The sequence below is a fragment of the Microbacterium sp. NPDC089698 genome (assembly GCF_044749045.1).
Taxonomy (GTDB): Bacteria; Actinomycetota; Actinomycetes; order Actinomycetales; family Microbacteriaceae; genus Microbacterium.
Window position 1 is genome coordinate 235,143 of record NZ_JBIVHE010000007.1, and the last position, 25,405, is coordinate 260,547.

Below are 25,405 nucleotides of genomic sequence, written 5' to 3' on the forward strand. Positions count from 1 at the left end.
CGGCGCCGCCGCGCCCGCGCGCGATTAGACTCGCGGTCATGAGTACCCCGCTGGATGCCCCGGACCAGGGCGGCGTCGCCACCCTCGATCGCGAACTCGAGCAGCTCCTCAACGAGGAGCTCCAGGAGCCGGGAGACCACGAGCGGTTCTCCCACTACGTGAAGAAGGAGAAGATCCTCGAGTCCGCCCTGACCGGCAAGCCCGTGCGGGCGCTGTGCGGAAAGAAGTGGACTCCCGGGCGGGACCCGGAGAAGTTCCCGGTGTGCCCGACCTGCAAGGAGATCTACGAGTCGATGGTCGGCTGACCTCGACCGACGTCAGGCGACGTCGACGAACTCGGTCGGGATCGCCGGATCCGACTTGCTGAGCGCGAGGGCGCGCACCGGCAGCTCTTCCCGCACCTTGAGGTGGTGCTCCCGCGCGGCGACGGTTCCGGCCGGACCCTCGTAGGCGGCGTCGATCTCGCCGCCCTCGACGAGGGTCACCTGGAGCGCCCGCCCGTCCGGGTGCTCCAGGACGCCCAGGTCCTCGAAGCCGTCCGCGACGAGCACGCGCTCGGACTGGGCGACGCCGTCCGCGAGGATCCGGAACGCCGCCTTGCGGCCGCCCTTCGACGCCTTGTCCGCCGAGGCCTTGGCCACGGCGACCCAGCCGCCGTCGGATCCCTGACGCGCCACGAGCTTGTAGACCATGCTCGCGGTCGGGTAGCCGGATCCCGTGACCACCGAGGTGCCGACGCCGTAGGCGTCGACGGGGGAGGCCGCGAGGGCGGCGATCGCGTACTCGTCGAGATCGCTCGTCACGGTGATCCTCGTGCCGGTCGCGCCGAGCTCGTCGAGCTGCGCACGCACCTCGGCGGCCATGATCGGCAGGTCGCCCGAGTCGATGCGCACGCCGCCCAGCTCCGTGCCCGCCACGCGGATCGCGGTCTCGACCCCGCGACGGATGTCGTAGGTGTCCACGAGCAGCGTCGTGCCGGTGCCGAGCGCGTCGATCTGGGCGCGGAACGCGTCCTCCTCGCTGTCGTGCAGGAGAGTCCAGGAGTGCGCGGCGGTGCCCATGGTCGGGATGCCCCAGCTGCGGCCGGCCTCGAGGTTGCTCGTGGCGCCGAACCCGGCGATGAAGGCGGCGCGGGCCGCGGCGACCGCGGAGTCCTCGGCGGCGCGGCGGGATCCCATCTCGGCGAGCGGGCGCTCTCCGGCGGCGATGCTCATGCGGCTCGCGGCGGTCGCCACGGCGGAGTCGTGATTGAGCACGCTGAGGGCCAGGGTCTCCAGGATCACGGCGTCGGCGAACGTGCCCTCGACCGTCAGGATCGGGGATCCGGGGAAGTACAGCTCGCCCTCGCGGTAGCCGCGGATGGTGCCGGAGAAGCGGTAGTCCTCGAGGTAGCGGTGCGTGGCCGCATCCACGACCTTCTCGTCGCGCAGGTAGCGCAGCTCGTCCTCGCCGAACCGGAAGTCGCGCAGCAGCGAGAGCAGGCGCCCGGTGCCGGCCACGACGCCGAACCGCCGACCGCCGGACAGGCGTCGGGAGAACAGCTCGAACACGCTCTGGCGCGCCGCGGTGCCGTCGCGCAGCGCGGCCTCCAGCATCGTGAGCTCGTAGCGATCGGTCTTCAGGGCGCTGGACGCGGTCATGGCGATCAGCATACGGGCGGTGGCCTGTCCGGAGCGCGCGGCCGCGTGCGCCGACTAGGCTGGAGCATCATGAACGACGCGCCGATCGGGATCTTCGACTCCGGGGTCGGCGGGCTCACCGTCGCCCGGGCGATCAGGGCGCAGCTGCCCAGGGAGTCGTTCGTGTACATCGGCGACACCGCGCACTCGCCCTACGGTCCGAAGCCCATCGCCGACGTGCGCCGCTACTCGCTCGAGGTGCTCGACACGCTCGTCGACCAGGGCGTGAAGATGCTCGTGATCGCCTGCAACACGGCGTCCTCGGCGATGCTGCGCGATGCCCGCGAGCGCTACGACGTGCCCGTCGTCGAGGTGATCGGCCCCGCGGTCCGCCGGGCGATCTCGACCACCCGGAACGGCCGGATCGGCGTGATCGGCACGATCGGCACGATCGGATCCCGCGCCTATCAGGACATGCTCGAGGTGAACGAGAACCTGGCCGTGTTCACCGCGGCGTGCCCGCGCTTCGTCGAGTTCGTCGAGGCCGGCATCACGGACACCCCTGAGGTGCTCCGCGTCGCCGAGGAGTACCTGGCACCGCTGCGCGACGCGGACGTCGACACCCTCGTGCTGGGGTGCACGCACTACCCGTTCCTGCGCGGGGCGATCGGCTACGTCATGGGGGAGGGCGTCTCGCTCGTCTCCAGCGACGACGAGACCGCGGGCGACGTCTACCGTCAGCTCGTGCGCGGCGACCTCCTCGCCCCGACCGACGCCAGCCCGCGCTACGTGTACGAGGCGACCGGGGCCTCCGCCGACGACTTCACCGCTCTCGCCAACCGCCTGATGGGCCAGGAGGTGCGGGGCGTCCGGCTCGTGCAGACCGGCGTCATCGACCTTCCCCACCTCAAGGAGATCTCATGACCGAGTCCACCATCCGCAAGGACGGCCGCACCGTCGACCAGCTCCGCCCCATCACGATCGAACGCGGCTGGAGCGCCCAGGCGGAGGGATCCGCGCTGATCAGCTTCGGGAACACCAAGGTGCTGTGCACGGCGTCCTTCACGAACGGCGTGCCGCGCTGGCTCACCGGCAAGGGCAAGGGCTGGGTCACCGCGGAGTACGCGATGCTGCCGCGGGCCACGAACGAGCGCAACGACCGGGAGAGCGTGAAGGGCCGCATCGGCGGGCGCACGCACGAGATCTCGCGTCTGATCGGCCGCGCGCTCCGCGCGGTGGTCGACACGAAGGCGCTCGGCGAGAACACGATCGTGATCGACTGCGACGTGCTGCAGGCCGACGGCGGCACCCGCACGGCGGCGATCACCGGGGCGTACGTCGCGCTGGCCGACGCCATCGAGTGGGGCCGGCGCAAGAAGTTCATCGCGCAGAAGGCGCAGGTGCTCCACGACTCCGTGGCGGCGGTGTCCGTCGGCATCATCGACGGCGAGCCCATGCTCGACCTGGCCTACGTCGAGGACGTGCGGGCCGAGACCGACATGAACATCGTCGTGACCGGCCGCGGTCTCTTCGTCGAGGTGCAGGGCACCGCCGAGGGCGCACCGTTCGACAAGCGCGAGCTCGACGCGCTGCTCGAGCTCGGCGTGAACGGCTGCGCCGACCTGCGCGGCCGCCAGCTCGCGGCCCTCGCTCCTGCGACGGGCTCGGGGACCGAGGGATGAGGGTCGTCCTCGCGACGCACAACGCGCACAAGATCGCGGAGTTCGGGCAGATCGTGGCGGCGACCCGCCCCGATCTCGAGGTCGTCGGCTACGACGGGCCGGAGCCCGTCGAGGACGGCGTGACCTTCGAGGAGAACGCGCTGATCAAGGCGCGCGCCGCGGCCGCGCACACCGGTCTCGCGGCGCTCGCCGACGACTCCGGCATCGCGGTGGACGTGCTGGGCGGCTCGCCCGGAGTTTTCTCCGCATACTGGGCGGGGCAGAAGAAGGACGACGTCGCGAACCGGGAGCTGCTGCTCGACCAGTTGCGCGACATCGCGGATCCGCATCGCGCCGCGCGCTACGTCAGCGTCATCGCGCTCGCCCTGCCCGACGGGCGCGAGTGGACGGTCCGCGGCGAATGGCCGGGCCGTCTCGCGCACGCACCCGCCGGTGACGGCGGCTTCGGCTACGACCCGGTGTTCGTGCCGGATGCGCAGGCAGGCGCCGAGCGCACGGTGGGGGAGTTCACGGCCGAGGAGAAGCAGGCGCAGTCGCACCGCGCCCGCGCCTTCGTGGCGCTCGTGCCCCTGCTCGCCGAGCTCTGAGGCTCGGCCGGCGGATCCGTCTCAGCGGATCAACCGCGGCACGAGCCGCACCATCGCGACCATGATCAGAAGCTCCACGAGGGTCTGGAGCACGACCGCAGGCGCCGCGAGTGCAAGCCCGGGCGGCAGAGCGAGCGCGAGCGGCAGCACGACGAGCGAGTTCCGGGTCACCGCGGAGAACGCGACCGCGCGTCGGGCCGGTACGTCCAGCCGGGCGATCCGGCCCGCTGCCGCGCCCGCCGTCAGCGCGATCGCGGCGAAGAGGACGTAGACCCCGGCCGCGCCGAGCAGCAGCGGAAGCCGGCCGACCACGGATCCGGCGTGAGCCGCGACGACCAGCGCGAGGGTCAGCATCATGAGCGGCACCATCGCGGACAGCATCGTGTCGCGCAGGATCCTCGCCGCCCGGAACCTCAGCGCGGCGAGCTGGGTGAGCGCCGCCGCGGCGAGGGGAAGCACGACGAGCAGGAGGAACGCCTCCGCGAACGGCGCGGGCTCGATCGCGGCGACCGCCTCGGGCCCGGCGAACAGCCGGAGGAACACCGGCAGGAGCAGCATCTGACCGAGCATGAGCAGGGGCGTTGCGGCGAGCAGGCGGTCCTTCGCCCCGCCGGCGAGCCCCGTGAACACGATCACATAGTCGACGCAGGGGGTCAGCAGCACGAGCAGGACGCCGATGAGCAGCGCCCGATCATGTGCCACGAGCCGGCTCAGCCCGAACACGACGAGCGGCACGATGAGGAAGTCCACCACGAGAACCGTGCCGAGGAAGCGGTGATCCCGCAGCGATGCGGCGATGCTCCGGAACGGCACGCCGAGGAACGTCGCGTACAGCAGCACGCCCAGCACCGGCATGGCGAGCGGGCGCAGCGCGGCGCCGCCCGACGGCGCCAGGATCCCCACCAGCGCCCCGAGCGCGATCGCCGCGAGGTACAGCGGCACCTGATGCCGCTCCGCCCAGGCCGTGATCCGCTCCACGGGTCCAGCTTGCCGGGTCTCGGGTCGGCAGCGCGAAACCATGTCTGCCGGGACGCGGCGCAAGTGAGAATCATCCCCATTCCCGACTAGCCGAAAACGCCTCCGACCGGGGGATCCCGGCTCTACCCTGGAAGCATGCATGATCACGCACCCGCCACGGGGATCCGCTCTTCAGGGCACCGCCGTCTGCTCGCGATCTCGCTGACGCTCACCTCCGTGATCATGATCGTGCAGGTGGTCGGCGCGATCCTCAGCGGGTCCCTCGCCCTGCTCGCGGACGCGGCGCACATGTTCACGGACGCCTCCGCGCTCGTCATCGCGCTCATCGCGAGCGCGGTCGCCGCGCGCCCGGCCGACGACCGGCGCACCTTCGGCTACCAGCGCGCCGAGGTCTTCGGAGCGCTCATCAACGCGATCATCCTGATCCTGCTCTCCGCCTGGGTGGCGTTCGAGGGCATCACCCGGCTGGTGAACCCCGGGGAGGTCGAGGTCGCCGGATCCCTCATGCTGACCGTCGCCGCGGTCGGCCTGGTCACGAACGCGATCTCGATGTGGCTGCTCAGCGCGGCGCAGCGCGAGAGCATCAACGTGCGCGGGGCGTATCTCGAGGTCATGGGGGACCTCATCGGATCCGCCATGGTCATCGTCGCGGCGATCGTCATCATCACGACCGGCTGGATGCCCGCCGATGCGATCGCCTCGCTCGTGATCGCCGCCATGATCATCCCCCGCGCGATCGCGCTGCTGCGCGAGGTCTTCTCGGTGCTCGCCGAGTCGGCGCCGAAGGGCACCGCGGTCAGCGAGATCCGGCAGCACCTGCTCGGCTACCCGGGTGTGACCGGGGTGCACGATGTGCACGTCTGGCAGCTCACGCGCGGTGCTCCCGTGTTCACCGCGCACGTCTCGGTGCAGCCCGCGGTGCTCGCCGACGGAGGCGCATCGGCGCTCCTGGTGCAGATGCAGACGTGCCTCGCGGAGCACTTCGACGTGGAGCACTCCACGTTCCAGATCGAGCCCGACGCGAGCGGCGCCGGGAGCGCCGGCGACTGCGAGGCCGTGCACGCCTGAGGCCGCACGCCTGAGGCCGCGCGCCTGCGTCCGCGCGGGTCAGGACTCGACGACGACCTCGTCCGGCCGCTTGTCGGGTCGGAGGCCCCGCCAGCGGGAGTGCCTCAGCACGCCGTCGTCGGTCCAGTTCGCGAACTCGACCTCGCCGACGAGCTCTGGCCGCACCCACAGCGCATCCGAGGCATCGGCGACCGGCACCCCGTCGACCGCGGGCGAGGGGATCCGCAGCACCTCCAGCCGCGCGCCGAGGTCCTGCAGCGTCCGATCGGTGAAGCCGGTGCCCACCCGGCCGACGTAGCGCAGCCCGGACGGCAGCGACGGTTCGGGGATCGCGAGCAGCAGCGATCCGATGCGCCCGGTGCGATCGCCCTTTCCCGGCCGGATTCCGACGATCACGACCTCCTGCGCCCTGGTGAGCTTGATCTTCAGCCAGCGCGGCGAGCGGCCGCCCGACGCGTACGAGGAGGCCGGATCCTTCACGACGACGCCCTCGAGATCGAGAGCGGCGCTCGTGGCGAGGGCCGCATCGACGTCGTCGAACACCGGCGGCACGAGCACCGGGGCGGGCAGATCCGCGGCGATCTGCTCCAGGAGCTCGCGCCGGTCGCGCAGCGGGAGCGCGGTGAGGTCGTGGCCTTCGAGGTGGAGCAGGTCGAACAGGTGGTAGCGCACGGGAGTGCGGACGACCTCGCGCTCGATCTCGCGCGCCCGGGTGAGGTGCATCCGGTCCTGCAGGCGGTGGAAGCTCGGCCGGCCCGCCGCGTCCAAGGCGACGATCTCCCCGTCCACCACGGCCTCGCCGACCGGGAAGCCCGGCGCGCCGTCCGCGGTGAGCTCGGGGTAGCGGTCCGTGATGTCGGTGCCGCTGCGCGCCCGCAGCCGGAAGCGTCCCTCCGACCAGGTGCCGATCGCGCGGATCCCGTCCCACTTGATCTCGGCCCAGCCGAGGCCCCGGGCCGTGCCCGGCGTCCCGTGCTCGGCCAGCATGGGCGAGTAGACGGGGACGGGCTCGGAGACGGCGGCGGCGGTTTTGGGGCGCGGGAGCTCGTTTTGGGGCGCATCACGCCCGGAATCCGTGACGGGGCGCGCCCCGAAACGGTGATCTGCGCCCCGAATCGGGGCACCCGTGATCGTCGCGAACGGATCCAGGCCGTTCTCGGCGCGGTCGAGCACCTCGTCGAACCGCAGCTGGCGCAGGTCCGGATCCTCCAGTTCGGCCCAGGTGCGCGGGGCGGCGACCCAGGGCTGCGGGCGGCCGCGCAGCGAGTAGGGCGCGATCGTCGTCTTCTTGCCGTTGTTCTGGCTCCAGTCGAGGAAGACCTTCCCCGCCCGCAGGGTCTTCGTCATGACGCTCGTCACGAAGTCGGGACGATCTGCCTCGATCGCCCGTGCGAGGGCGTGCGCGAAGGCGGAGATCTCGTCGCTCGTCCGATCGCCCGGCAGATGCGCGTACAGGTGGATCCCCTTGCTCCCGCTCGTGACCGGGACCGCATCAAGACCCATGCCGGTGAGGATCCCGCGGGCGAGGAGCGCGACCTCGGCGCACTGCGCGAGCGAGACGCCGGGGCCGGGATCCAGGTCGAGCACCAGACGGTCCGGGTCACCGCGGCCGCCGTCCGGGGCGAAGCGCCACTGCGGGATGTGCAGCTCGATCGCCGCGACCTGGGCCATCCAGACCAGCGTCGCGACCTCGTCGACGAGCGGGTAGTCCTTCGCGCCGCCGGAGTGCGGGATCTCCTGGCGCGGGATCCACCCGGGAGCCCCGGGCTCGAGCTGCTTCGCGAAGAAGGATCCCTGCGGATCCGCCGCGGTGCCGACGCCCTCGACCCAGCGCTTGCGGGTGACCGGGCGTCCGGCGACGACGGGCAGCAGATGCGGAGCGATCCGCGCGTAGTAGTCGATCACCTCGCCCTTGGTGGTCCCGGTCTCCGGGTACACCACCTTGTCGAGGTTCGTCACGCGCAGTCGCCGCTCTCCGATGCGCACGAACTGCGGGCCGTCTGCCATGTGGTCACAGTAGTGCGCACGGAGGTATCCGTCGTGCGCGCCGGTGGTGTGTACTGGTGCCATGAGGACGATCTGGAAGGGCTCGCTCACCTTCGGCCTGGTCAACGTGCCGGTCAAGGTGTACTCGGCGACGGAGGACCACGACGTCTCGCTGCACCAGGTGCACGACGCGGACGGCGGGCGGATCCGGTACAAGAGGGTCTGCGAGATCTGCGGGGAGACCGTCGCCTACTCCGAGATCGACAGGGCCTATCAGGACGAGACGCAGACCGTCGTGCTGACCAAGGAGGACCTGGAGTCGCTGCCGGCCGAGCGCAGCCGTGAGATCGACGTCGTGGAGTTCGTGCCTTCCGATCAGGTGGACCTCCTGACCCTCGACAAGGCGTACTACCTGGAGCCCGACTCCACGTCCCCGAAGGCCTACGTGCTGCTGCGCAAGACCCTCGAGGCCACGGATCGCACCGCGATCGTGCGCTTCACACTCCGGCAGAAGACCCGGCTCGCGGCCCTGCGGGTGCGCGGCGACGTGCTCGTGCTGCAGACCCTGCTCTGGGCCGACGAGGTGCGCGAGGCCGACTTCCCCGCGCTGCAGGAGGACGTCACGATCTCGGACAAGGAGCTGGAGCTCTCCGCGTCGCTCGTCGACGGCTTCTCCGCGGACTTCGATCCGAACGCGTTCGTCGACGAGTACCAGGTCGAGCTGCGCACCCTCATCGACGCCAAGATCGAGAAGGGCGAGGCCTTCGAGACCGAGGAGACGTTCGCGCCGGCGGAGAAGGGCGGCGAGGTCATCGACCTCATGGAGGCCCTGCGGGCGAGCGTCGAGAAGTCGAAGGCCGCACGCGCGGCGGCCTCCGAGAAGGGCGACGCGGGCGGAGCCGCCCGCGACGCCGGCTGAGCCCGGGTCAGATCTCCGGCTCGACCGCCGGGATCCCGGCAGCCGCCTCCTTCTTCGCCTTGCGGCGCTCGTTGAGGTAGTGCCAGACCGTGACGGCGAGCGTGAGCGCGACGACGCCGAGCAGGATCACGTCGATGTACTTGGTCACGAGGTCGGCGATCCACGGGATGTACGCGATCAGGTAGCCGACGTAGGTGAGCCCGAAGCCCCAGATCAGCGCGCCGATCAGGTTGTACAGGCTGTACTTGCGCCACGGCATGTGCCCGACGCCCGCCGCGACAGGGGCGAAGGTGCGCACGACCGGGACGAAACGGGCCAGGATCACGGTGAGTCCGCCGAAGCGCTCGAAGAAGTGGTTCGTGCGTTCCACGTTCTTCCGGCTGAACAGACCCGACTCCTTGCGCTCGAAGACCGCAGGGCCGCCCTTGTGGCCGATCAGATACCCGACCTCGCCGCCGAGGAACGCCGCCAGCGCGATCAGCAGGCCGACCGCCCAGATGTCCACTCCGAACACGTGGTTCGTGTGGGTCAGCAGTCCCGAGATGATCAGCAGCGTGTCGCCCGGGAGCAGGAACCCGATGAGCAGGCCCGTCTCCGCGAAGATGATGAACAGCACCACGGCGAGCGCCCAGGGGCCGGCGCCGTTGATGATGACGTTCGGGTCGAGCCAGGGGATGAGGGCGGCGTGGTGCACAGGTGGTTCCCGTCCGTGGAGTCGTCGCTGGTGGTGGTGCAGGAGGCGCACAGCGCGCCGCCCGTCCGCGGGATGCGGCTTGAGTTGAATTCTAGAGTGGCGCGGGTCTCGGGCGGCTGGGAGTGGCCTCCGACCGCTTCGGGATGATTCATCTGATAATTTAGATATGTGAGTGCAGCGGATCGCGTTTCCGAGGATCGCGTGTATCGCGCCCTGGCGAATGAGACCAGGCGCGAGATCCTCGCGCTCCTCAAGGATCCGGAACGGAGCTTCGGCCGCGAGAGGTATGCGGAGCAGGGGCTGGACATCGATGCCGGGGTGTGCGTCCAGGACATCCAGAAGGCGATCGGGCTCTCCCAGTCGGTGACGTCGACCTACCTCAAGAACCTCCAGGATGCGGGACTGCTGTCGTCCTTCCGGGCGGGTCGCTGGACGTACTACCGCCGCGATGAGGACGCCATCCGCGAGTTCGCCGAGCGGGTGAGCCGCTCGCTGTAGTTCGCCGCGGCCGTCCGGCGGTGTGGATGACTCTCGCCGCCAGGGGCTTCTTCCGTGCGCCTTCGCTCGCACTGTCACATCTATTTATCTAGATTTATGGAGGCAAAATGAGACGCGGATTGTCGATGGCGGCGCTGTCGATGGGGGTGTTCGGCATCATCAGCACCGAGATCGGGCTGGTGGGGGTGCTGCCGCTGGTGGCCTCGCGCTCCCATGTCTCGGTGGCGGAGGCAGGGCTGCTGGTCAGTGTGTTCGCCGTGGTCGTCGCCGCGAGCGGGCCGTTCGGCGTGCTGCTCACCGAACGGTTCGACCGGAAGAGCGTCCTGCTCCTCGCGATGGGCGTGTTCGCCCTGTCCAATGCGGTCTATGCCGTCTCGGAGAGCTTCCCGGTGCTCGTCGTGTTCCGGATCCTCCCGGCCGTCATGCATCCCGTGTACTTCGCGTTCGCCCTGACCGCGGCCGGCAGCATGGCCGCTCCCGGCAAGGCCGCGGGGGCGGCGGCCCGCGTCTTCGCCGGCGTCACGCTGGGGTTCGCGTTCGGAGTGCCGGCGATGTCGTTCCTCGCGGACCGCTTCACCCTCTCCGTCGCGTTCGCTGCGGCGAGCGTCGTCAACATCCTCGCCCTGGTGGGGATCGCCCTCTGGGTTCCCGCTCTGCCGGCTGCGGGAAGAACGGCCGCACGCGTGTCGGTGGGGACCCTGCGGCGGCCCCGGGTGTGGCTGCAGCTCGTGACGGTCACGGCGATCTTCGTCGTGATGTTCTCCACCTACAGCTACTTCGCGGACCTGCTCGGCACGGTCGCGGGCGTGCCGGGGCCGATGGTCAGTGTTCTCCTGCTGGTGTTCGGCGTCCTCATGGTCGGGGGGAACTTCCTCTTCGCGCGGCTGATCGTGCGCGGCCTGCGTGCAACGCTCCTGGGCTTCCTGCTCGCGTATGCGGTGCTCTACGTCGTGCTCGCCCTGGTGGCCCCCTGGGCATGGGCGATCGGCCTGCTCGTGATCCCGTGGAGCCTGGTGCACTCCGGCGGGCTGCTGCTGGGCCAGAGCCTCATCGCGGAGGAGACGTCGGATGCGCCGGAGTTCGGCAACAGCCTGTTCGTGTCCTCGTCGAACATCGGCGTGGCCCTCGGATCCGCGCTCGGAGCGTGGGTCATCGGCGCGTCCGGCGTCCGGTCGGTGCTGATCCTCGGAGCGGTCGCGGCACTGCTGTCCCTCGTGCTCGTCCTGGCCGTGCGGTCGCCGGCGCGACGCGCGGAGGTCGATCTTCCCGGATGAGACGCGTGAGGGGCAGCCGGACGGCTGCCCCTCATGCGTCGTGCGGAAGGTGGGACTTGAACCCACACGCCCGAAGGCACAGGAACCTAAATCCTGCGTGTCTGCCAGTTCCACCACTCCCGCGAGCGCGACCAGTCTATCGGCGGCATGTGGAGCCGCCGGTGAGCCCCGGGACTCAGTCCGCTACGGAGTCTCCGGAGGCCGAGGCGTCCTCGGCGCGCCCCGGCTCGAGTCGGCGCGGCCCTGCGCCCTCGGCGGCGAGGGCGTCGTTCGGGTTCAGCACGAAGCATGTCTTGAGCGAGAGGCATCCGCATCCGATGCATCCGACGAGTTCCTCCTCGAGAAGCTCGATCTCCCGGCGCTTCGCCTCGAGCCGCTCGTGCCAGTTCTTCGAGATCCTGCGCCAGTCGCTCTTGCCGGGCATCCGATCCTCGGGCAGTTCCTCGAAGACATCGGCGACCTCGGTGAGCGGAACGCCGAACCGGCGGGCCGCGACGATGATCCCGATCCTCCGCAGCACGTATCGCGGATAGCGGCGCTGGTTCCCCGTCGTCCTGGTCGACGAGATCAGGCCCTGCTCCTCGTAGAAGCGGATCGCGCTGGTCGCCACGCCGGAGCGCTGCGCGACCTCGCCGATCGTGAGCAGGTCGGTGGGGCGCTGTTTCATGTCCGCCTCGCATTTGACTTCAAGTGAACTTGAACTTCTAGCGTAGCCGTCATGACACGGATACTCCCCGAAAGCACCCCGCCCGCGCCGAGCGGATCCGACGACGGCTGGCGTGCGCTGTTCTCCCGCCCGCATCGCGCGGCGGTCGTGGTGATGGCGAGCGGTGTGGGCCTGTACGCCATGAACCTCTACTTCACCGCGGCGCTGCTGCCCTCGGTCGTCGCCGACGTCGGCGGTGCCGCGTACTTCGCCTGGGCGTCCACGGGGTATCTGATCACGGCCGTGATCGCGACGATGTTCGCGCAGCGGATCCTCGCGACAAGAGGGCCCGCGCGCGCTTACGTCGTGGCGTACCTCCTGTTCGCGGCGGGGACGGTCCTCAGCGCGCTGGCACCGTCGATGGAGCTCTTCGTCGCGGGACGGGCCGTGCAGGGCATGGGGGCGGGGCTGCTCACCGGACTCGGCTTCGCGGTGATCCGCGGAACCGTGCCTGAGGCGCTGTGGACTCGCGCGACGGGTCTCATCTCGGCGATGTTCGGCGTCGGGACGCTGATCGGCCCGGCCCTCGGCGGGCTGTTCGCGCAGGCCGGTGCGTGGCGCGTCGGCTTCGCCACGCTGGCGGTGGCGGCGCTCGCGCTCGCCGCCGTGACGCTGCGGGCGCTGCCGACCGAGAAGCCCGCGCGATCCGCACAGCCGCCCGTCCCCGTCGTCCCCATCGTCCTGCTCGCCGCGACCGCCGCCGCACTCAGCGTGAGCTCGATCCTCGGCGGCGCCGCGGCCGTGGTGCTGGTCGGTGTCGGCCTCGCCGTGCTGATCGCATTCCTGGTCGTCGATGCGCGCACCGCGCACGGTGTCCTCCCGCGACTCACGTACTCGCGCGGGAATCCGCTGAAGTGGGTCTACCTGACGGTCGCCGCGTTCTGCGCCGGCGTGATGGCGGAGAACTTCATCCCTCTGTTCGCGCAGCAGCTCGCCGGCCTCGGACCGCTGACGGCGGGGCTCCTGGGCGCGGTGCTCTCGTTCGGCTGGACGGCGGCACAGCTGTTCAGCGTGAACGCGTCCCGTGTCACCGCGACACGCCTGATCCGCCTCGGGCCGGTGCTGATGAGCGTCGGCATCCTGGGCTACGGCCTGCTGCAGCTCGCCGAAGCGAACGTCGTCGTCGTGGTGCTCTGGGCGCTCCTGCTGCTGATGGCCGGAGCGGGTGTCGGGCTCGCGTTCCCGCACCTCACCGTCGCGGCGATGAGCGCGGCCGTCGATCCGGCGGAAGGCGCCAAGGCGTCGGCCGCGGTCAGCACGACGCAGCTGATCACGTTCACGCTGGCGTCCGCGGCGGCCGGCAACCTGTTGACGCTCGGGGCGGGCTCGCCCGCGGACGGCGCCCGCTGGGTGCTCCTCGGGGTCGGGGTGCTGACGATCCCGGGCATCCTCACCGCGGCGCTGCTGACCCGGTCGCACCGCCGCAGCATGCCGTGAGGGTGCTCCCACCGCCGGTGCTGTGGATAACTTCCGAGGCGGATCCGCGGATCCTGCGACGATGCCGAGGTGAGCCTGACCACCGCCGCCGTGACCGAGCGGGTACGGGCGCGGTTGCGCGCGGAGCGGACGGATCCCTCCGCCCATCCCGAGGAGGCACGGCGGATCGCCCAGTTCGAGGTGCGCCGGCACAACGACCACGCGCTCGCCCGCGGCACCGCCACGATCGACGACGAGGCGGCCTGCGTGCGGGACGTCCTCGCCGGGGTGGCCGGCTACGGGCCGCTGCAGCCGCTCCTCGAGGACGACACGATCGAGGAGATCTGGCTCAACGGACCCTCTCACGTGTTCATCGCCCGCGAGGGGCGCAGCGAGCGCGTGCCGATCGCCCTGACCGAGGCACAGCTGCGCGACCTCGTCGAACGCATGCTGCACTCCACGGGACGGCGGGTCGACATCGGTCAGCCGTTCGTCGACGCGTCGCTGCCGGACGGATCACGTCTCCATGTCGCGATCGCCGACGTGGTCCACGGATCCTGGGCGGTCAACATCCGGCGGTTCCTGCCGCGGTACCGGAGTCTCGCATCGCTGGTGTCGCAGGGCATGGTCCCGCCGCCGGTCGGTGCGACCCTCGCCGACGCGATGCGCGCCGGAGGCAGCGTGGTCGTGTCGGGTCCGACGCATGCGGGCAAGACCACGCTCCTGGCCGCGCTCGTCGCCGAATGCGCCGAGCAGCGCATGATCACCGTGGAGGAGACGTTCGAACTGGGCGTGCAGGCGCCGGACCTCGTGGCGCTGCAGGGGCGTCAGGCGAGCCTCGAGGGCACGGGGGAGATCACATTGCGCCGCCTCGTGAAGGAGGCGCTGCGGATGCGGCCCGACCGGCTCGTGGTCGGCGAGGTGCGCGATGCCGAGGCGCTCGACCTGGTGCTCGCGTTGAACACCGGCATCCCCGGTGCGGCCACCGTGCATGCGAACTCGGCCGCGGACGCACTCGAGAAGCTCACGATGCTGCCCCTGCTCGCAGGTCGCAACATCGACCGGGCGTTCATCGCCCCCGCGCTCGCCGCATCCGTGGACCTCGTGGTGCACTGCAGCCGCGAGGAGGACGGCACCAGGCGCGTCGCCGAGGTGATCGAGCCTCACGGCGTCGATGCCGACGGACGCATCACGCATCGGGTCGTCTATGCGGAGCCGCGTTCGTCCGCCACACCGCCCTCGTATGCCGCTTCGGGCATGCTTCGCGCCGAGGGGGTCGCATGACCCTGTTGGTGGGCGCGCTGCTCGCCGCGGGCGTCATGCTCGCGGTGTCTCCGTGGTTGTGGCCCGCGGGGGAGCGCACGGCACGTGCTCCCCGCGCGGGCGTCGCGACGCGGATGCTCCGTGAAGCCGGGTTCTCGGCGGGTGGGCGTGTGCTCGCGGTGATCGTCGTGGCAGGAGGGCTCGTGGCGGGGTCGGCGGCGTGGTTGATCACGGGGACGCCCGCGTTCGCCGTGGTGCTCGCGTTCGCGGGGGCCGCGATGCCGGTCGTCTTCCTCCGTGCTCGGCGCCATCGGCTGCTCCGGCTGCGGCGCGGACTCTGGCCCGACGTCTGCGACCTGCTGATCGCATCGATCAGGGTGGGCATGTCGCTGCCCGATGCGGTCGCCGCGCTGGAGGAGGCAGCTCCTGCTCCGCTCCGCCCCGCGTTCGCGGCGTTCGCACGCGACCTGCATGCGACGGGACGGTTCGACGCGGCGGCGGCACAGCTCAAGGAGGCGCTCGCAGACCCCGTCGGAGATCGGATCGTGGAGACCCTTCGCATGGCGCGGGAGGTCGGCGGCACCGAGCTCACGGCCGTCCTGCGAGCGCTGTCCGGCTCCGTGCGAGCGGAGGCCGCCCTGCGCGCCGAGGTGGAGGCGCGGCAGTCCTGGATCCGCGGTGCTGCCGTGCTCGGCGCGATCGCGCCGTGGGTGATCCTGGTGCTGCTTCTCTTGCGCCCCGAGGGTGCCGGCGCGTACACGAGCCCCGAAGGCGTGGCGCTCATCCTGGGCGGCGCCGCGGTGTCGTTCGTCGCCTTCCGGATCATGCTGCGCGTCGGACGGCTGCCGGAACCACGGCGGTGGTTCCGATGAGCTCCGTGTCGGATGTCGCCGTGTCGGATGTCGCCGTATCGGTGCTGCTCGGCGGCTTGCTGGCGGTGGGGCTGCTGTTGATGCTGGCGGCCTTCCCTCGCTGGCGCTGGGCCGACCTCAGCACCCGGATCGCGCCGTACGTCCGCGACGTCGCCGACCTCACGGATCCGACCGCGCGGCTGCCCTGGCGGATGCCGGGCGGCGGATCCTGGGCGGCACGGTTCACCCGCGCGCTCGGATCGTTCGGCGGCGACACCGGCGTCAGCCTGCGGATGAGCCAGGCAGGGATGCCCGGCGGATCCGCCGGTTTCCGCAGCCGGCAGCTGGTCTGGGTGCTGTGCGGACTCGGCGCAGGGGCGGCTGCGACGGTCGTGCTCGTGATGATCGGTCGACTGTCCGCTCCGGCGGTGCTCCTCCCGGTGCTGACCGCGGTCACGGCCGGAGCCTGCTGCGACGCGTTGCTCGGCGTCCGGGCGAAGGCACGCGTCCGCCGGCTCACGGAGGAGCTGCCGACGGTGCTGGAGTTCCTCGCGTTGTGCCTGTCCGCGGGGGAGGGGCTTCCGGAGGGGCTCCGCCGCGTGGGGCATGCCGGATCGGGCGAGCTGAGCGGGGAGCTGCGAGGCGTGATCCTCGCCGTCAACACCGGATCCACCCTCGTCGATGCGCTGAGCGAGTGCGCACGGCGACTCCAGGTTCCGCCGCTGACGCGAGCCGCGGATCAGATCGTCGCCGCTCTCGAGCGCGGTGCACCGCTGGCCGCGGTGCTGCAGGCACAGGCGTCGGATGCACGCGAGGAGACCAAGAGGGACCTCATCGAGCAGGCCGGGCGCAAGGAGATCCTCATGATGCTCCCCTTGGTGTTCCTGATCCTTCCGCTGTCCGTGCTGTTCGCCGTCTTCCCCGGCGTCTTCATCCTGCGGCTCGGCATCGGCTGAGACCGTTCCCGTCTTCCGCCTCCTCGAAGGGAATCGCCCATGTTCGCAGATCGCCTGTGGCTTCGTCCCGGCAGCACTCTCACCAACGAGCGCGACGATCCGGAGCGCGGTGATGTGCCCGGCTGGGTCCTGATCACGCTGATGACCGCAGGGCTCGTCGTGCTGATCTGGGCCGTCGCGGGACCGGCGCTCACGAACCTGTTCGAGCAGGCGATCTCGCGCGTGAGCGGACTCTGAGGCGTCATGGATCGCGTGGCGGTACTGGACTGCGGGAACGACGAGCGGGGTTCGAGCCCGGTCGAGTTCGTCCTCGTCGGGGCGCTGTTGACCGTGCTGACTCTCGGAGTGCTGCAGTTCGCCCTGGCCGTCTACGTCCGCAACGTCGTGCACGAGGCCGCGGTCGAGGGTGCACACGTCGCGGCCCTCGCCGACACCGAGGCCGGTGAGGGCGTGCGGCGCACCGAGCTCGTGATCGGTCGCGCCATCGGAGCCGACTACGCGCGGGACGTGAGGGTGCGGGAGACGAGAGCGCTGGGCGCGCCGACCGTCGAGGTCACCGTGCATACGACCCTGCCGCTCATCGGGCTGCTCGGGGTGCCGTCGGGGCTGGAGGTGACCGGTCGTGCTCCCGTGGAGTCGTTCACCGAGGAAGGGTGACTTCGTCGGTCCGGCCCCGGACGAGACCGGATCCGCGGCGCTGGAGTTCATCGGGCTCGGGGTGATCCTGCTCGTGCCGCTGGTCTATCTCGTGCTCGCGCTCGGCGCGATCCAAGGGCAGACGCTGGGGGTCGAGTCCGCGGCGCGGCACACGGCGCGCACGATGAGCGCGGCGGAGGGCGTCGCCGACGCCGCAGCCAGGGCGGACGCGGCGATGCGGTCCGCGATCGAGGAGTACGGGATGGATCCTGCCACTGTCGATATCGACATCCGCTGCGCGCCGACGGCTGTCGTCTGCCCGTCGGCCGGCGCGACCGTCGTGGTCACCGTCACGGCAGAGGTCGCGTTGCCGTTCGTGCCGCCGGTGTTCGGCCTGGACCGCGTGAGCAGGGTGCGGGTGCAGGCGTCATCGGCGTACAAGGTCTCGCGCACGTGGACGGACGGATGAGCGAGGTGCGGACCAGAGAACATCGTGTCGGTCTGCTCGACGATGACCGCGGCAGCACGATGCCGCTCATCCTTGGGTATCTCGTGCTGGCGATCGCCGCGATCTACGTCTGCGTGTGCGCGACCGATCTTTACATCGCGCAGAAGCGGCTCGACTCGGTGGCCGACGCGGCCGCGCTCGCCGGAGCCGACGGCTTCCGTCTGCAGGTCGAGGGCGAGGCGATCCGCGCCGAGCTCGACGACGCGGAGATCGCGGCTCAGACGAGCGCAGTGATCGGGATCATCGGCGGCGGCGCAGAACTGGTCTCTGCGGGCAGCCCCGACGGACGTTCGGCGCGGGTGACCGTGCGCGCGACGTGGTCGCCGCCCCTGCTCAGCGAGCTCGTGCCTTCGATGCTCGTGATCCAGTCGACGGGGACCAGCCGCACGGCACTGGAGTGACTGAGACCGACTCAGCCCGCCGGCCGCCGCGGCACGAACCGCGGGATCCAGCGCAGGAACCCCACCGCGCCGAGCACGCCGATACCGCCGATGACGGCGGCGCCGATCGCGAGGGAGCTGATGGCCGCGATGCCGGAGAACAGCAGGGGAGCGATGGCGCCGCCGGCGTCGGTGAGCGTCCGCCAGGATCCGAGGAACGCCGCGGGCTCCGACTGCGGGGCGACATCGGCGCCGAGCGTGAGCAGGATGCCGCTCGACAGGCCGTTGCCGACGCCGAGCACGGCGGCGATCATCCCGAACCACAGCACGTTGGTGGACGCGTCGTGCGTGAGCGAGAGCACGAGGAATCCCGCACCCATCAGCACCATCGCCGGCAGCGCGGCCCACAGCCGGCCGAACCGGTCCATGACCTGGCCGCTCGCGTAGAACAGGGCGAAGTCGATCGCGCCGGAGACGCCGACGACGAGGGCGATGGAGGACGCGTCCAGGCCGATCGAGACGCCCCACAGCGGCAGCACCACCTGGCGGGCCGAGCGCACCGCCGACAGGCTCGCCGCGGCGAGACCCAGGCGGCCCAGCACGCCGCGGTTGCGCCACATCGTGCGGAAGACGCCCGCACGCTCGATCGTGGGGATCGATCCGCTCACCGCCTCGCCGGTGTCCTCGACCGCATCCGGCTCGCGGTCGGCGGCCGCGGCCTGCGCCTCCGGATCCGGCCCGAACAGCACGAGCAGGATCAGCGCGACGAGCAGGACCGCGAAGAACCACAGGGTCGCGTTCTCGGTGTGGAACAGCGCGAGCAGCGCGGCGGCGAGGAAGGGGCCCACGAACATGCCGGCGCGGAAGGATCCACCGAGCAGCGACAGCGCCCTGGCGCGGAACTTGAGCGGCACCCGGGTGGTCATGAAGGCGTGGCGCGCGAGTCCGAACGCCGCGGCCGACATGCCGACCACGAACACCGCGATCGTGAACACCACGAGGCTGGGCGCGAGCGCCCCCGCGATCACGCCGATCAGCGAGAGCGCGCCCGCGATCACCATCGTGTACCGCTCGCCGACCTTCGCGACCAGCCAGCCCGCGGGGATGTTGCCGCACAGCTGACCGACCACGAGCGCGGAGGCGATGAGGCCGGCGGAGGCGAGCGTCGCGCCGCGGTTCGCCGCAATCACGGGGATGAGCGGCACGACCGCACCCTCGCCGAGCGAGAAGAGCAGGGTGGGCAGGTACACCATCGGGCCGAACTTCCACAGCACTGAGATCGCCCGTTCCGCCACGTCTCCACGGTAGACCCGTGTCGCGTCCGATTCGGAGCGACCGAGCCGTTCAGAACGGCGGGGGAGCGGAACTGCGGAACCCGGTCGGCGTGATGACCTGAATCGTGCCCTGCCCCGGCCGGGTGCGATACCTCGTTCGCGTGCGATGTCGCAGGCGATGATCCCGCGGGCAGAGGGGCCGGAGCGCGCGGATGTCGGTGGTCCCGCCGTCGGCCCAGGGATGCTCATGGTCGATGTCGGCATCGAGTGCCAGGCGGGTGCAGCCGTCGCGGGAGCACGTGCCGTGCTGCAGGATCAGCCAGTCGCGCTGCGCGCGGGTGGGGCGGTAGGTGCGCCGATCCATGTCCACGATGATGCCCTTGACCGGATCCGTGATGACACGGCGGAAGGATCCGGCGTCGAGGAAGATCTGCGTGGCGGTGAGCGGGTCGATGGGGCCGACGCCGACGATCTCCGCCTGCTCTGCGGGACTGCCCTTTCCCGCGAGCACCTGCTCTCCCGCGAGCACCTGCTCTCCCGCGAGCACCTGCACGGGCACCGTGACGAACACCTTCGTCGTGACGGCCGTCGCGGTGCCGTCGCCCTTCAACCAGGCCGCAGCGAGGTCCGTGCGGAGCTGATCCCGCGTGCGGCCGCCCCGCTCCGCCTTCTGCATGTGCTTCGCGGTGGCCGAGAGCCGGTGGTAGGCGGCGTGCAGGTCGGCGGTCGGGCCGTAGATGCTCAGCCAGGACATGCCGTCGCCCGCCTCGGTCAAGGTCACCGCCCTGTCCTCCATCGCCCGTGCATGACGGCGCACGGTGCGGTCGCCGAGCTGCCGGTCCACGAGAGCGCGGACCTTGCGGCGCAGCATCGCGGGAGGGCAGGTCAGCACCCAGTCCGAGGCCGCCTCGTCGACGACGGCGATCGCTCTGCGCGCTTCCGCCCGGGCATCGTCGGAGGCGCCGATCGGCGCCTGAAGCACCCGCACACGGGAGACGACGTCCTGCACCGCCGTGGGAGAGGCGAATCCGGAACGGGCGCGTTCCCAGACGTTCGGCATCAGCGCCATCGCGAACTCGGCGGTCGCCTGCATGGCGCGCACCTGGTCCTCGGAGAGCTGCAGCCGCAACGCCATGTCCATGACCGCCGCGCGTTCGGCGAAACCGGGATCCGCATCGGCCGCGTAGAGGTCGGGGTGACGACGCGCCAATTCGATCACCTCGAGGATCCGCTCGGAGCGCAGAGCCGCCTGCCGGTTCACCTCATGGTCGGCGCGAGCGAGATCGCCCAGGACGAGGTCGACGATCTCCGCCGCGGACGCGAGTCGCGGAACTGAGCCGTCGGAGTTCTCCATGACCCGAGTATAGTACAAAAGTACGAATCATGCCAGGGTTCAGCGCATGATTCCGCGGTCGTTCTCGGCCCTCTCGGAGGCGGCGGGACGGATGGGTCGTCAGGGCGTCGCCGCGCGCGATACTCTGAAGTGCCATGCTCGAACTTGACCTCTCCGCCGAAATCGCGGCCCTCCGTCAGACCTTCGGCGACATCCGCGAGGTCGCCGACGTCGAGGGACTCCGCGCCGACATCGAACGCCTCAGCGAGGAAGCGGGCGCGCCCGACCTCTGGGACGATCCCGAGAAGGCTCAGAAGGTGACGAGCGCGCTCAGCCACCGCCAGGCCGACCTCAAGCGCGTCACCGAGGTCGAGCAGCGTCTCGACGACCTCGAGGTGCTCGTCGAGCTCGCCAACGAGATGGAGGACGAGGACTCCGCCGCAGAGGCGCGTGCCGAACTCGCCTCCCTCACCGACACGGTGAACCAGCTCGAGGTGCAGACCCTGCTGGACGGCGAGTACGACGAGCGCGCCGCGATCATCACGATCCGCTCCGGCGCGGGCGGCGACGACGCCACCGACTTCGCCGAGATGCTGCTGCGCATGTACCTGCGCTACGCCGAGCGCCACAAGTTCCCCGTCAAGGTCATGGACACGTCCTACGCCGAGGGCGCGGGCATCAAGTCCACGACATTCGAGGTCGACGCGCCCTACGCGTTCGGCACGCTGTCGGTCGAGGCCGGCACGCACCGCCTCGCGCGGATCAGCCCCTTCGGCTCGGCCGACAAGCGCCAGACGTCCTTCGCCGCAGTCGAGGTCATCCCGCTCATGGAGGAGGCCACCGAGGTCGACATCCCCGAGGGTGACATCCGCGTCGACGTGTTCCGCTCCTCCGGCCCCGGCGGTCAGTCGGTCAACACGACCGACTCTGCCGTGCGCATCACGCATCTCCCGACCGGCATCGTCGTCTCGATGCAGAACGAGAAGTCGCAGATCCAGAACCGTGCCGCCGCCATGCGCGTGCTGCAGACCCGCCTCCTGCTGCTGCAGAAAGAGGAGGAGGCCGCGAAGAAGAAGGAGCTCGCCGGCAACATCACCGCGAGCTGGGGCGACCAGATGCGCTCCTACTTCCTCTACGGCCAGCAGCTCGTGAAGGATCTCCGCACCGGGCACGAGTCGGGCAACCCGGCGACCGTCTTCGACGGCGATCTGGACGGCTTCATCTCCGCAGGGATCCGCTGGCGCAAGCGCAAGGACGAAGACGACTGATCCGTCGGCGTCGTCGATTCAGGGACTTTCCAGGGCGCCGCGCCCGTGATTGTCATAGGGTGGTGACCCGATGACTGTGACACGGAGAATCCCGATGACTGTGACACGGAAGACGGCGGCCGGCTGCGCGATCGCGGCGCTGATCGTCCCGGTGGCGGCGACGGCCGCGTACGCCTTCGCGCCGGGTGCGCCGGCCTCTTCCTCCCACACGGTGTCGCTCGTCGTCGCCCCGCAGACCTACACGGTCGCCTCGGCGGCGCAGGAACCCCTCACGACGAGGGCCTCCTTCGATGTCCTGTACACGCCGCCGGCGCCGGTCGTCGCGCCGAGCGCCGCGCCCGCCGCCGCGAGCGCGACGACGTCCGCAGCCTCCGCGGCTCCCGCCCAGGCCTTCTCCGGCGACGCGGTCGTCGCCTACGCCCAGACCTTCGTGGGCGTCGTCCCCTACGGCTGGGGGGCGGATCCGAGCGACTCCTTCGGCTGCGACGGGCTCGTCCAGTACGTGTTCGGGCACTTCGGCATCAGCCTTCCCCGCGGCGCGGACAACCAGGCGGCGCTCGGCACCGTGATCTCGGCCGACGAGGCCCGCGCCGGCGACCTGGTGTGGTGGCCCGGCCGGCACATCGGCATCTGGGACGGCGCGGGCGGGATCATCGACGCGCCGGACTGGGGCCGCTACGTCGAGCACCACGCCCCCTGGGCGAGCTCCGGCCCGCCGATCTTCATCCGGCTCTGACGGCGGACTCCTGGTGGCCGCCGTGCCTTCGGCGGTAGAATCGGGGGTTACCCGGGGCAGTCCGAGGAGGTGCGCGGGATGACCACGACCAGGGCATGGCGCACGGTCGGTGCGACCGTGGCGGGACTGGCGCTGTTCGCCGCGATCGTGACCTTCCTCGCGCTGGTGATCGGCCTCGAGCCCTCCTGACGATCCCAGGCACCTCATAGCCGGAGAACCCGGCGCGGTGGGGTGTCGCTCGCGGGCTGCGTGCGGCGCCCGTTTAGGCTCGACACGCCATGATCCGATTCGAGAACGTCACCAAGCGCTATCGCGGCACCAAGCGTCCCGCGCTGTCCGGGGTCGATTTCGAGGTGCAGCGAGGCGAGTTCGTCTTCCTCGTCGGCGCGTCGGGATCCGGGAAGAGCTCCTGCCTGCAGCTGATCCTCCGTGAGGAGTCGCCCACGTCCGGCCGCGTCGCCGTGCTCGGGCGCGACCTGAAGTCCATCGCGAACCGCAAGGTCCCGTACTTCCGCCGCAGCATCGGATCCGTCTTCCAGGACTTCCGCCTCCTGCCCTCCAAGACCGTCTACCAGAACGTCGCGTTCACCCTGCAGGTGACCGGCGCCTCCCGTGGGTTCATCCAGCAGGCGGTGCCGGAGGCGCTCGCGCTCGTCGGCCTGAGCGGCAAGGAGAAGCGCCTGCCGCACGAGCTCTCCGGCGGCGAGCAGCAGCGCGTGGCGATCGCCCGCGCCATCGTGAACCGTCCGCAGATCGTGCTCGCCGACGAGCCGACCGGAAACCTCGACCCCGGCACCTCGGTCGACATCATGCAGCTGCTCGCGCGGATCAACGCCGGCGGCACGACCGTGCTCATGGCCACGCACGAGGCCGCCTTCGTCGACCAGATGCAGCGCCGCGTGATCGAGCTGCGCGACGGCGAGATGGTGCGCGACGAGGTCGGCGGCGGCTACGGCGACACCTCGAACGTCCCGCGTCTGGAGCCAGAGGCGATCCGCGGAGCCGCGGCCACCGCCGCGCTGCAGACGGTCCGAGAGGTGCACCGCCAGACGGAGGCCGCGATCGCGGATCCGGTCTCCGCGCCCGCTCCGGTCGTGGAGAACCAGGCGGCGGCCGCACCGGCGGTCGCGCCGCAGCAGGCGACGGTCAAGCCGTCCGATGACGCGCGTCCCGCGACGCATCCGATCACGATCCCCGCGGTCGACCTCGCCGAGCTGGGCGTGGCGGACCGGCTCGGGCTCGATACCGGCGACGATGAGGAAGTGGGTCCGACGTCATGAGGTTCGGACTCATCCTCGGCGAGGCGCTCACGGGCCTGCGCCGCAACGCCTCCATGGTCATCTCGGTCGTGCTGGTCACGTTCGTCTCGCTCACCTTCGTGGGCGCGGCGATCCTGATGCAGGCGCAGATCGGCACGATGCGCGCCTACTGGCAGGACCGCGCCCAGGTCGCGATCTACATGTGCTCGTCGGTCTCGACGTCGCCGGGCTGCATCGGCGGCACCGCGACCGAGGATCAGATCAAGGCCGTGCAGGACCAGCTCGACGGCGCGACGCTCAAGCCGCTCATCGCCAAGAGCAGTTTCCAGACCGCGGATCAGGCGTACCAGGAGACGCTGAAGCTCGTCGGCAAGGATTACGCCGGCGTGCTGACGGCCGACCAGGTCAACGCGGTCTTCAAGGTCAACCTCAAGGACCAGACCCAGTCCGCCGTCATCGCGGAGGCCTTCAGCGGCGTCAAGGGCGTGGATGAGGTCAAGGACCAGCTCGAGTACCTGGATCCGCTCTTCAACGCCCTGACCGTCGCGACCTACATCGCGGTCGGGATCGCGGTGCTCATGCTGATCGCCGCGGTGCTGCTCATCGGCACCACGATCCGATTGTCGGCGTACGCGCGACGGCGGGAGATCGGGATCATGCGTCTCGTCGGCGCCTCGAACAGGTTCATCCAGACGCCGTTCGTCCTGGAGGGCGTCTTCGCCGCCGTGATCGGATCCGTGCTCGCGAGCGCCGCGGTGCTGCTGGGCGTGCACTTCGGCGTGCAGGAGTACCTCACCAAGCGGGTGTCCTTCATCACGACCTGGGTCGGGCTGAACGAGGCGATGCTCGTGGTGCCCGTGCTCATCGGCATCGGCGTCCTCCTCGCCGCGCTCAGCGCCGGCTTCGCGATCCGTCGCTGGCTGCGCGCCTGAGCCGTCGGCGCGGCGGAGCCGCTTCCGTGTATAGACTGGCGGGCTGGCCTTCTCAGGCCTGACCGGCGCGCGCCGGATCCGTCACACGAACAGCAGGAGACAACCATGCCCAGGGAACGCGGGGAGAAGGTCATCGCGACCAATCGTCGCGCACGTCACGACTACAACCTGGAGAAGTCGTACGAGGCGGGGCTCGTGCTCACCGGCACCGAGGTGAAGTCGCTGCGCCAGGGGCGCGCGAACCTGACGGACGGCTACGCGTTCATCAAGGGCAACGAGGCGTTCCTCGACGCGGTGCACATCCCGGAGTACTCGCAGGGTCACTGGACGAACCACTCGGCCAAGCGGATCCGCAAGCTCCTGCTGCACAAGGAGGAGATCGCGAAGCTCTCGCACGCGGTCTCCGCGGGCGGCTACACGCTCATCCCGCTGCGGCTGTACTTCTCGGACGGGCGCGCGAAGGTCGAGATCGCCCTCGCGAAGGGCAAGCGCGAGTACGACAAGCGCCAGGCTCTGCGCGAGCGCCAGGACTCCCGCGAGGCGGAGCGCGCCATGCGGACGCGCAACCGCCTCGGGGAGTAG

Annotated in this window: 28 protein-coding genes and 1 tRNA gene; 21 read left to right on the forward strand and 8 right to left on the reverse strand. The window is 70.6% G+C overall.

The window, feature by feature from the left end; translation table 11 throughout:
- Window positions 1-38 precede the first annotated feature (38 nt).
- Complete coding sequence (locus ACIPY5_RS18000) at window positions 39-305, forward strand: DUF3039 domain-containing protein (protein ID WP_045272272.1); 267 nt, start codon at window positions 39-41, stop codon at window positions 303-305.
- A 12-nt stretch (window positions 306-317) separates the two neighbouring features.
- Here ACIPY5_RS18000 and ACIPY5_RS18005 read toward each other — a convergent pair whose 3' ends face one another.
- On the reverse strand, window positions 318-1,640 hold the full coding sequence (locus ACIPY5_RS18005; protein ID WP_400973152.1) for a nicotinate phosphoribosyltransferase: 1,323 nt from the start codon (window positions 1,638-1,640) through the stop codon (window positions 318-320).
- A 69-nt stretch (window positions 1,641-1,709) separates the two neighbouring features.
- Between ACIPY5_RS18005 and murI the strand changes: the two genes are divergently transcribed.
- The 3 genes from murI to rdgB are packed head-to-tail and all read left to right on the forward strand — an operon-like array spanning window position 1,710 to window position 3,888.
- Window positions 1,710-2,543, forward strand: coding sequence for a glutamate racemase (gene murI / locus ACIPY5_RS18010; RefSeq protein ID WP_309337874.1), 834 nt, complete (start codon window positions 1,710-1,712; stop codon window positions 2,541-2,543).
- On the forward strand, window positions 2,540-3,301 hold the full coding sequence (gene rph / locus ACIPY5_RS18015; protein WP_400973156.1) for a ribonuclease PH: 762 nt from the start codon (window positions 2,540-2,542) through the stop codon (window positions 3,299-3,301). The genes murI and rph overlap by 4 nt, the downstream gene beginning before the upstream one ends.
- Entirely contained in the window at window positions 3,298-3,888 is a 591-nt protein-coding gene (gene rdgB / locus ACIPY5_RS18020; protein ID WP_400973159.1) for an RdgB/HAM1 family non-canonical purine NTP pyrophosphatase, read from the forward strand. Before rph ends, rdgB begins: the two co-directional genes overlap by 4 nt.
- A gap of 21 nt (window positions 3,889-3,909) precedes the next feature.
- On the opposite strand, the gene ACIPY5_RS18025 is transcribed toward rdgB, so the two are convergent.
- Window positions 3,910-4,866: an arsenic resistance protein gene (locus ACIPY5_RS18025; protein WP_400973162.1), complete on the reverse strand. Its 957-nt coding sequence runs from the start codon at window positions 4,864-4,866 to the stop codon at window positions 3,910-3,912.
- A 135-nt stretch (window positions 4,867-5,001) separates the two neighbouring features.
- On the opposite strand from ACIPY5_RS18025, the gene ACIPY5_RS18030 reads away from it, so the two are divergent.
- Window positions 5,002-5,934 (forward strand): cation diffusion facilitator family transporter, encoded by a 933-nt coding sequence (locus ACIPY5_RS18030; protein ID WP_309337864.1) that lies wholly within the window; start codon window positions 5,002-5,004, stop codon window positions 5,932-5,934.
- A gap of 39 nt (window positions 5,935-5,973) precedes the next feature.
- Here ACIPY5_RS18030 and ligD read toward each other — a convergent pair whose 3' ends face one another.
- Window positions 5,974-7,941 carry a non-homologous end-joining DNA ligase gene (gene ligD / locus ACIPY5_RS18035; protein ID WP_400973165.1) on the reverse strand — a complete coding sequence of 656 codons (1,968 nt, stop codon included), beginning with the start codon at window positions 7,939-7,941 and terminating at the stop codon, window positions 5,974-5,976.
- Between the two features lie 61 nt (window positions 7,942-8,002).
- Between ligD and ACIPY5_RS18040 the strand changes: the two genes are divergently transcribed.
- On the forward strand, window positions 8,003-8,839 hold the full coding sequence (locus tag ACIPY5_RS18040) for a Ku protein (protein WP_400973167.1): 837 nt from the start codon (window positions 8,003-8,005) through the stop codon (window positions 8,837-8,839).
- Between the two features lie 7 nt (window positions 8,840-8,846).
- Here the strand turns inward: ACIPY5_RS18040 and ACIPY5_RS18045 are convergent, their stop codons facing one another.
- Entirely contained in the window at window positions 8,847-9,533 is a 687-nt protein-coding gene (locus ACIPY5_RS18045; RefSeq protein ID WP_400973170.1) for a DedA family protein, read from the reverse strand.
- Between the two features lie 201 nt (window positions 9,534-9,734).
- On the opposite strand from ACIPY5_RS18045, the gene ACIPY5_RS18050 reads away from it, so the two are divergent.
- Window positions 9,735-10,031: an ArsR/SmtB family transcription factor gene (locus ACIPY5_RS18050; protein WP_400973172.1), complete on the forward strand. Its 297-nt coding sequence runs from the start codon at window positions 9,735-9,737 to the stop codon at window positions 10,029-10,031.
- A gap of 107 nt (window positions 10,032-10,138) precedes the next feature.
- Window positions 10,139-11,305 carry an MFS transporter gene (locus ACIPY5_RS18055; RefSeq protein WP_400973175.1) on the forward strand — a complete coding sequence of 389 codons (1,167 nt, stop codon included), beginning with the start codon at window positions 10,139-10,141 and terminating at the stop codon, window positions 11,303-11,305.
- A 41-nt stretch (window positions 11,306-11,346) separates the two neighbouring features.
- Here ACIPY5_RS18055 and ACIPY5_RS18060 read toward each other — a convergent pair.
- Window positions 11,347-11,428, reverse strand: a tRNA-Leu gene (locus ACIPY5_RS18060).
- A 52-nt stretch (window positions 11,429-11,480) separates the two neighbouring features.
- On the reverse strand, window positions 11,481-11,972 hold the full coding sequence (soxR, locus tag ACIPY5_RS18065) for a redox-sensitive transcriptional activator SoxR (RefSeq protein ID WP_400973177.1): 492 nt from the start codon (window positions 11,970-11,972) through the stop codon (window positions 11,481-11,483).
- A gap of 51 nt (window positions 11,973-12,023) precedes the next feature.
- Here soxR and ACIPY5_RS18070 point away from each other — a divergent pair, with 51 nt between their 5' ends.
- The 8 genes from ACIPY5_RS18070 (at window position 12,024) to ACIPY5_RS18105 (ending at window position 18,042) form a co-directional block, all read left to right on the forward strand.
- Window positions 12,024-13,448, forward strand: coding sequence for an MFS transporter (locus tag ACIPY5_RS18070; protein WP_400973180.1), 1,425 nt, complete (start codon window positions 12,024-12,026; stop codon window positions 13,446-13,448).
- A 69-nt stretch (window positions 13,449-13,517) separates the two neighbouring features.
- The gene (locus tag ACIPY5_RS18075; protein WP_400973182.1) at window positions 13,518-14,711 is read left to right on the forward strand and encodes a CpaF family protein; all 1,194 of its coding nucleotides are present in this window, start codon (window positions 13,518-13,520) and stop codon (window positions 14,709-14,711) included.
- Complete coding sequence (locus tag ACIPY5_RS18080) at window positions 14,708-15,562, forward strand: type II secretion system F family protein (protein WP_400973185.1); 855 nt, start codon at window positions 14,708-14,710, stop codon at window positions 15,560-15,562. Before ACIPY5_RS18075 ends, ACIPY5_RS18080 begins: the two co-directional genes overlap by 4 nt.
- The gene (locus ACIPY5_RS18085) at window positions 15,559-16,497 is read left to right on the forward strand and encodes a type II secretion system F family protein (protein WP_400973188.1); all 939 of its coding nucleotides are present in this window, start codon (window positions 15,559-15,561) and stop codon (window positions 16,495-16,497) included. Before ACIPY5_RS18080 ends, ACIPY5_RS18085 begins: the two co-directional genes overlap by 4 nt.
- 39 nt (window positions 16,498-16,536) lie before the next feature.
- A complete protein-coding gene (locus ACIPY5_RS18090) occupies window positions 16,537-16,734 on the forward strand; it encodes a hypothetical protein (RefSeq protein ID WP_400973190.1) in 198 nt (65 codons plus the stop codon).
- A 6-nt stretch (window positions 16,735-16,740) separates the two neighbouring features.
- Window positions 16,741-17,154: a TadE/TadG family type IV pilus assembly protein gene (locus ACIPY5_RS18095; RefSeq protein ID WP_400973193.1), complete on the forward strand. Its 414-nt coding sequence runs from the start codon at window positions 16,741-16,743 to the stop codon at window positions 17,152-17,154.
- Complete coding sequence (locus ACIPY5_RS18100) at window positions 17,120-17,602, forward strand: TadE family protein (protein ID WP_400973196.1); 483 nt, start codon at window positions 17,120-17,122, stop codon at window positions 17,600-17,602. Before ACIPY5_RS18095 ends, ACIPY5_RS18100 begins: the two co-directional genes overlap by 35 nt.
- Window positions 17,599-18,042: a pilus assembly protein TadG-related protein gene (locus tag ACIPY5_RS18105; protein ID WP_400973198.1), complete on the forward strand. Its 444-nt coding sequence runs from the start codon at window positions 17,599-17,601 to the stop codon at window positions 18,040-18,042. Before ACIPY5_RS18100 ends, ACIPY5_RS18105 begins: the two co-directional genes overlap by 4 nt.
- A gap of 11 nt (window positions 18,043-18,053) precedes the next feature.
- On the opposite strand, the gene ACIPY5_RS18110 is transcribed toward ACIPY5_RS18105, so the two are convergent.
- The gene (locus tag ACIPY5_RS18110; RefSeq protein ID WP_400973284.1) at window positions 18,054-19,274 is read right to left on the reverse strand and encodes an MFS transporter; all 1,221 of its coding nucleotides are present in this window, start codon (window positions 19,272-19,274) and stop codon (window positions 18,054-18,056) included.
- A 91-nt stretch (window positions 19,275-19,365) separates the two neighbouring features.
- The gene (locus ACIPY5_RS18115; protein WP_400973201.1) at window positions 19,366-20,649 is read right to left on the reverse strand and encodes an HNH endonuclease; all 1,284 of its coding nucleotides are present in this window, start codon (window positions 20,647-20,649) and stop codon (window positions 19,366-19,368) included.
- A 134-nt stretch (window positions 20,650-20,783) separates the two neighbouring features.
- Between ACIPY5_RS18115 and prfB the strand changes: the two genes are divergently transcribed.
- From prfB to smpB, 5 genes are all read left to right on the forward strand, one after another.
- Complete coding sequence (gene prfB, locus ACIPY5_RS18120) at window positions 20,784-21,896, forward strand: peptide chain release factor 2 (protein ID WP_251447169.1); 1,113 nt, start codon at window positions 20,784-20,786, stop codon at window positions 21,894-21,896.
- 94 nt (window positions 21,897-21,990) lie between these two features.
- Entirely contained in the window at window positions 21,991-22,632 is a 642-nt protein-coding gene (locus ACIPY5_RS18125) for an NlpC/P60 family protein (RefSeq protein WP_309356946.1), read from the forward strand.
- Window positions 22,633-22,910: 278 nt separating this feature from the next.
- Entirely contained in the window at window positions 22,911-23,912 is a 1,002-nt protein-coding gene (ftsE, locus tag ACIPY5_RS18130; protein WP_309356947.1) for a cell division ATP-binding protein FtsE, read from the forward strand.
- Window positions 23,909-24,823 carry a permease-like cell division protein FtsX gene (gene ftsX, locus ACIPY5_RS18135; RefSeq protein WP_400973205.1) on the forward strand — a complete coding sequence of 305 codons (915 nt, stop codon included), beginning with the start codon at window positions 23,909-23,911 and terminating at the stop codon, window positions 24,821-24,823. Before ftsE ends, ftsX begins: the two co-directional genes overlap by 4 nt.
- Window positions 24,824-24,928: 105 nt before the next feature.
- The gene (gene smpB / locus ACIPY5_RS18140; RefSeq protein WP_292716067.1) at window positions 24,929-25,405 is read left to right on the forward strand and encodes an SsrA-binding protein SmpB; all 477 of its coding nucleotides are present in this window, start codon (window positions 24,929-24,931) and stop codon (window positions 25,403-25,405) included.

What these genes read in the sequence shown, in the direction of transcription:
- rph (WP_400973156.1), top strand. Translation starts at nt 2,540, where the DNA reads ATGACCGAGTCCACCATCCGCAAGGACGGCCGCACCGTCGACCAGCTC.
- ligD (WP_400973165.1), bottom strand. Translation starts at nt 7,941, where the DNA reads ATGGCAGACGGCCCGCAGTTCGTGCGCATCGGAGAGCGGCGACTGCGC.
- ACIPY5_RS18070 (WP_400973180.1), top strand. Translation starts at nt 12,024, where the DNA reads ATGACACGGATACTCCCCGAAAGCACCCCGCCCGCGCCGAGCGGATCC.
- prfB (WP_251447169.1), top strand. Translation starts at nt 20,784, where the DNA reads ATGCTCGAACTTGACCTCTCCGCCGAAATCGCGGCCCTCCGTCAGACC.
- murI (WP_309337874.1), top strand. Translation starts at nt 1,710, where the DNA reads ATGAACGACGCGCCGATCGGGATCTTCGACTCCGGGGTCGGCGGGCTC.
- ACIPY5_RS18095 (WP_400973193.1), top strand. Translation starts at nt 16,741, where the DNA reads ATGGATCGCGTGGCGGTACTGGACTGCGGGAACGACGAGCGGGGTTCG.
- ACIPY5_RS18005 (WP_400973152.1), bottom strand. Translation starts at nt 1,640, where the DNA reads ATGACCGCGTCCAGCGCCCTGAAGACCGATCGCTACGAGCTCACGATG.
- ACIPY5_RS18055 (WP_400973175.1), top strand. Translation starts at nt 10,139, where the DNA reads ATGAGACGCGGATTGTCGATGGCGGCGCTGTCGATGGGGGTGTTCGGC.
- smpB (WP_292716067.1), top strand. Translation starts at nt 24,929, where the DNA reads ATGCCCAGGGAACGCGGGGAGAAGGTCATCGCGACCAATCGTCGCGCA.
- ACIPY5_RS18000 (WP_045272272.1), top strand. Translation starts at nt 39, where the DNA reads ATGAGTACCCCGCTGGATGCCCCGGACCAGGGCGGCGTCGCCACCCTC.
- ACIPY5_RS18115 (WP_400973201.1), bottom strand. Translation starts at nt 20,649, where the DNA reads ATGGAGAACTCCGACGGCTCAGTTCCGCGACTCGCGTCCGCGGCGGAG.
- ACIPY5_RS18030 (WP_309337864.1), top strand. Translation starts at nt 5,002, where the DNA reads ATGCATGATCACGCACCCGCCACGGGGATCCGCTCTTCAGGGCACCGC.
- ACIPY5_RS18125 (WP_309356946.1), top strand. Translation starts at nt 21,991, where the DNA reads ATGACTGTGACACGGAAGACGGCGGCCGGCTGCGCGATCGCGGCGCTG.
- ACIPY5_RS18080 (WP_400973185.1), top strand. Translation starts at nt 14,708, where the DNA reads ATGACCCTGTTGGTGGGCGCGCTGCTCGCCGCGGGCGTCATGCTCGCG.
- rdgB (WP_400973159.1), top strand. Translation starts at nt 3,298, where the DNA reads ATGAGGGTCGTCCTCGCGACGCACAACGCGCACAAGATCGCGGAGTTC.
- ACIPY5_RS18090 (WP_400973190.1), top strand. Translation starts at nt 16,537, where the DNA reads ATGTTCGCAGATCGCCTGTGGCTTCGTCCCGGCAGCACTCTCACCAAC.
- ACIPY5_RS18085 (WP_400973188.1), top strand. Translation starts at nt 15,559, where the DNA reads ATGAGCTCCGTGTCGGATGTCGCCGTGTCGGATGTCGCCGTATCGGTG.
- ACIPY5_RS18110 (WP_400973284.1), bottom strand. Translation starts at nt 19,274, where the DNA reads ATGGTGTACCTGCCCACCCTGCTCTTCTCGCTCGGCGAGGGTGCGGTC.
- ftsX (WP_400973205.1), top strand. Translation starts at nt 23,909, where the DNA reads ATGAGGTTCGGACTCATCCTCGGCGAGGCGCTCACGGGCCTGCGCCGC.
- ACIPY5_RS18040 (WP_400973167.1), top strand. Translation starts at nt 8,003, where the DNA reads ATGAGGACGATCTGGAAGGGCTCGCTCACCTTCGGCCTGGTCAACGTG.
- ACIPY5_RS18105 (WP_400973198.1), top strand. Translation starts at nt 17,599, where the DNA reads ATGAGCGAGGTGCGGACCAGAGAACATCGTGTCGGTCTGCTCGACGAT.
- ftsE (WP_309356947.1), top strand. Translation starts at nt 22,911, where the DNA reads ATGATCCGATTCGAGAACGTCACCAAGCGCTATCGCGGCACCAAGCGT.
- soxR (WP_400973177.1), bottom strand. Translation starts at nt 11,972, where the DNA reads ATGAAACAGCGCCCCACCGACCTGCTCACGATCGGCGAGGTCGCGCAG.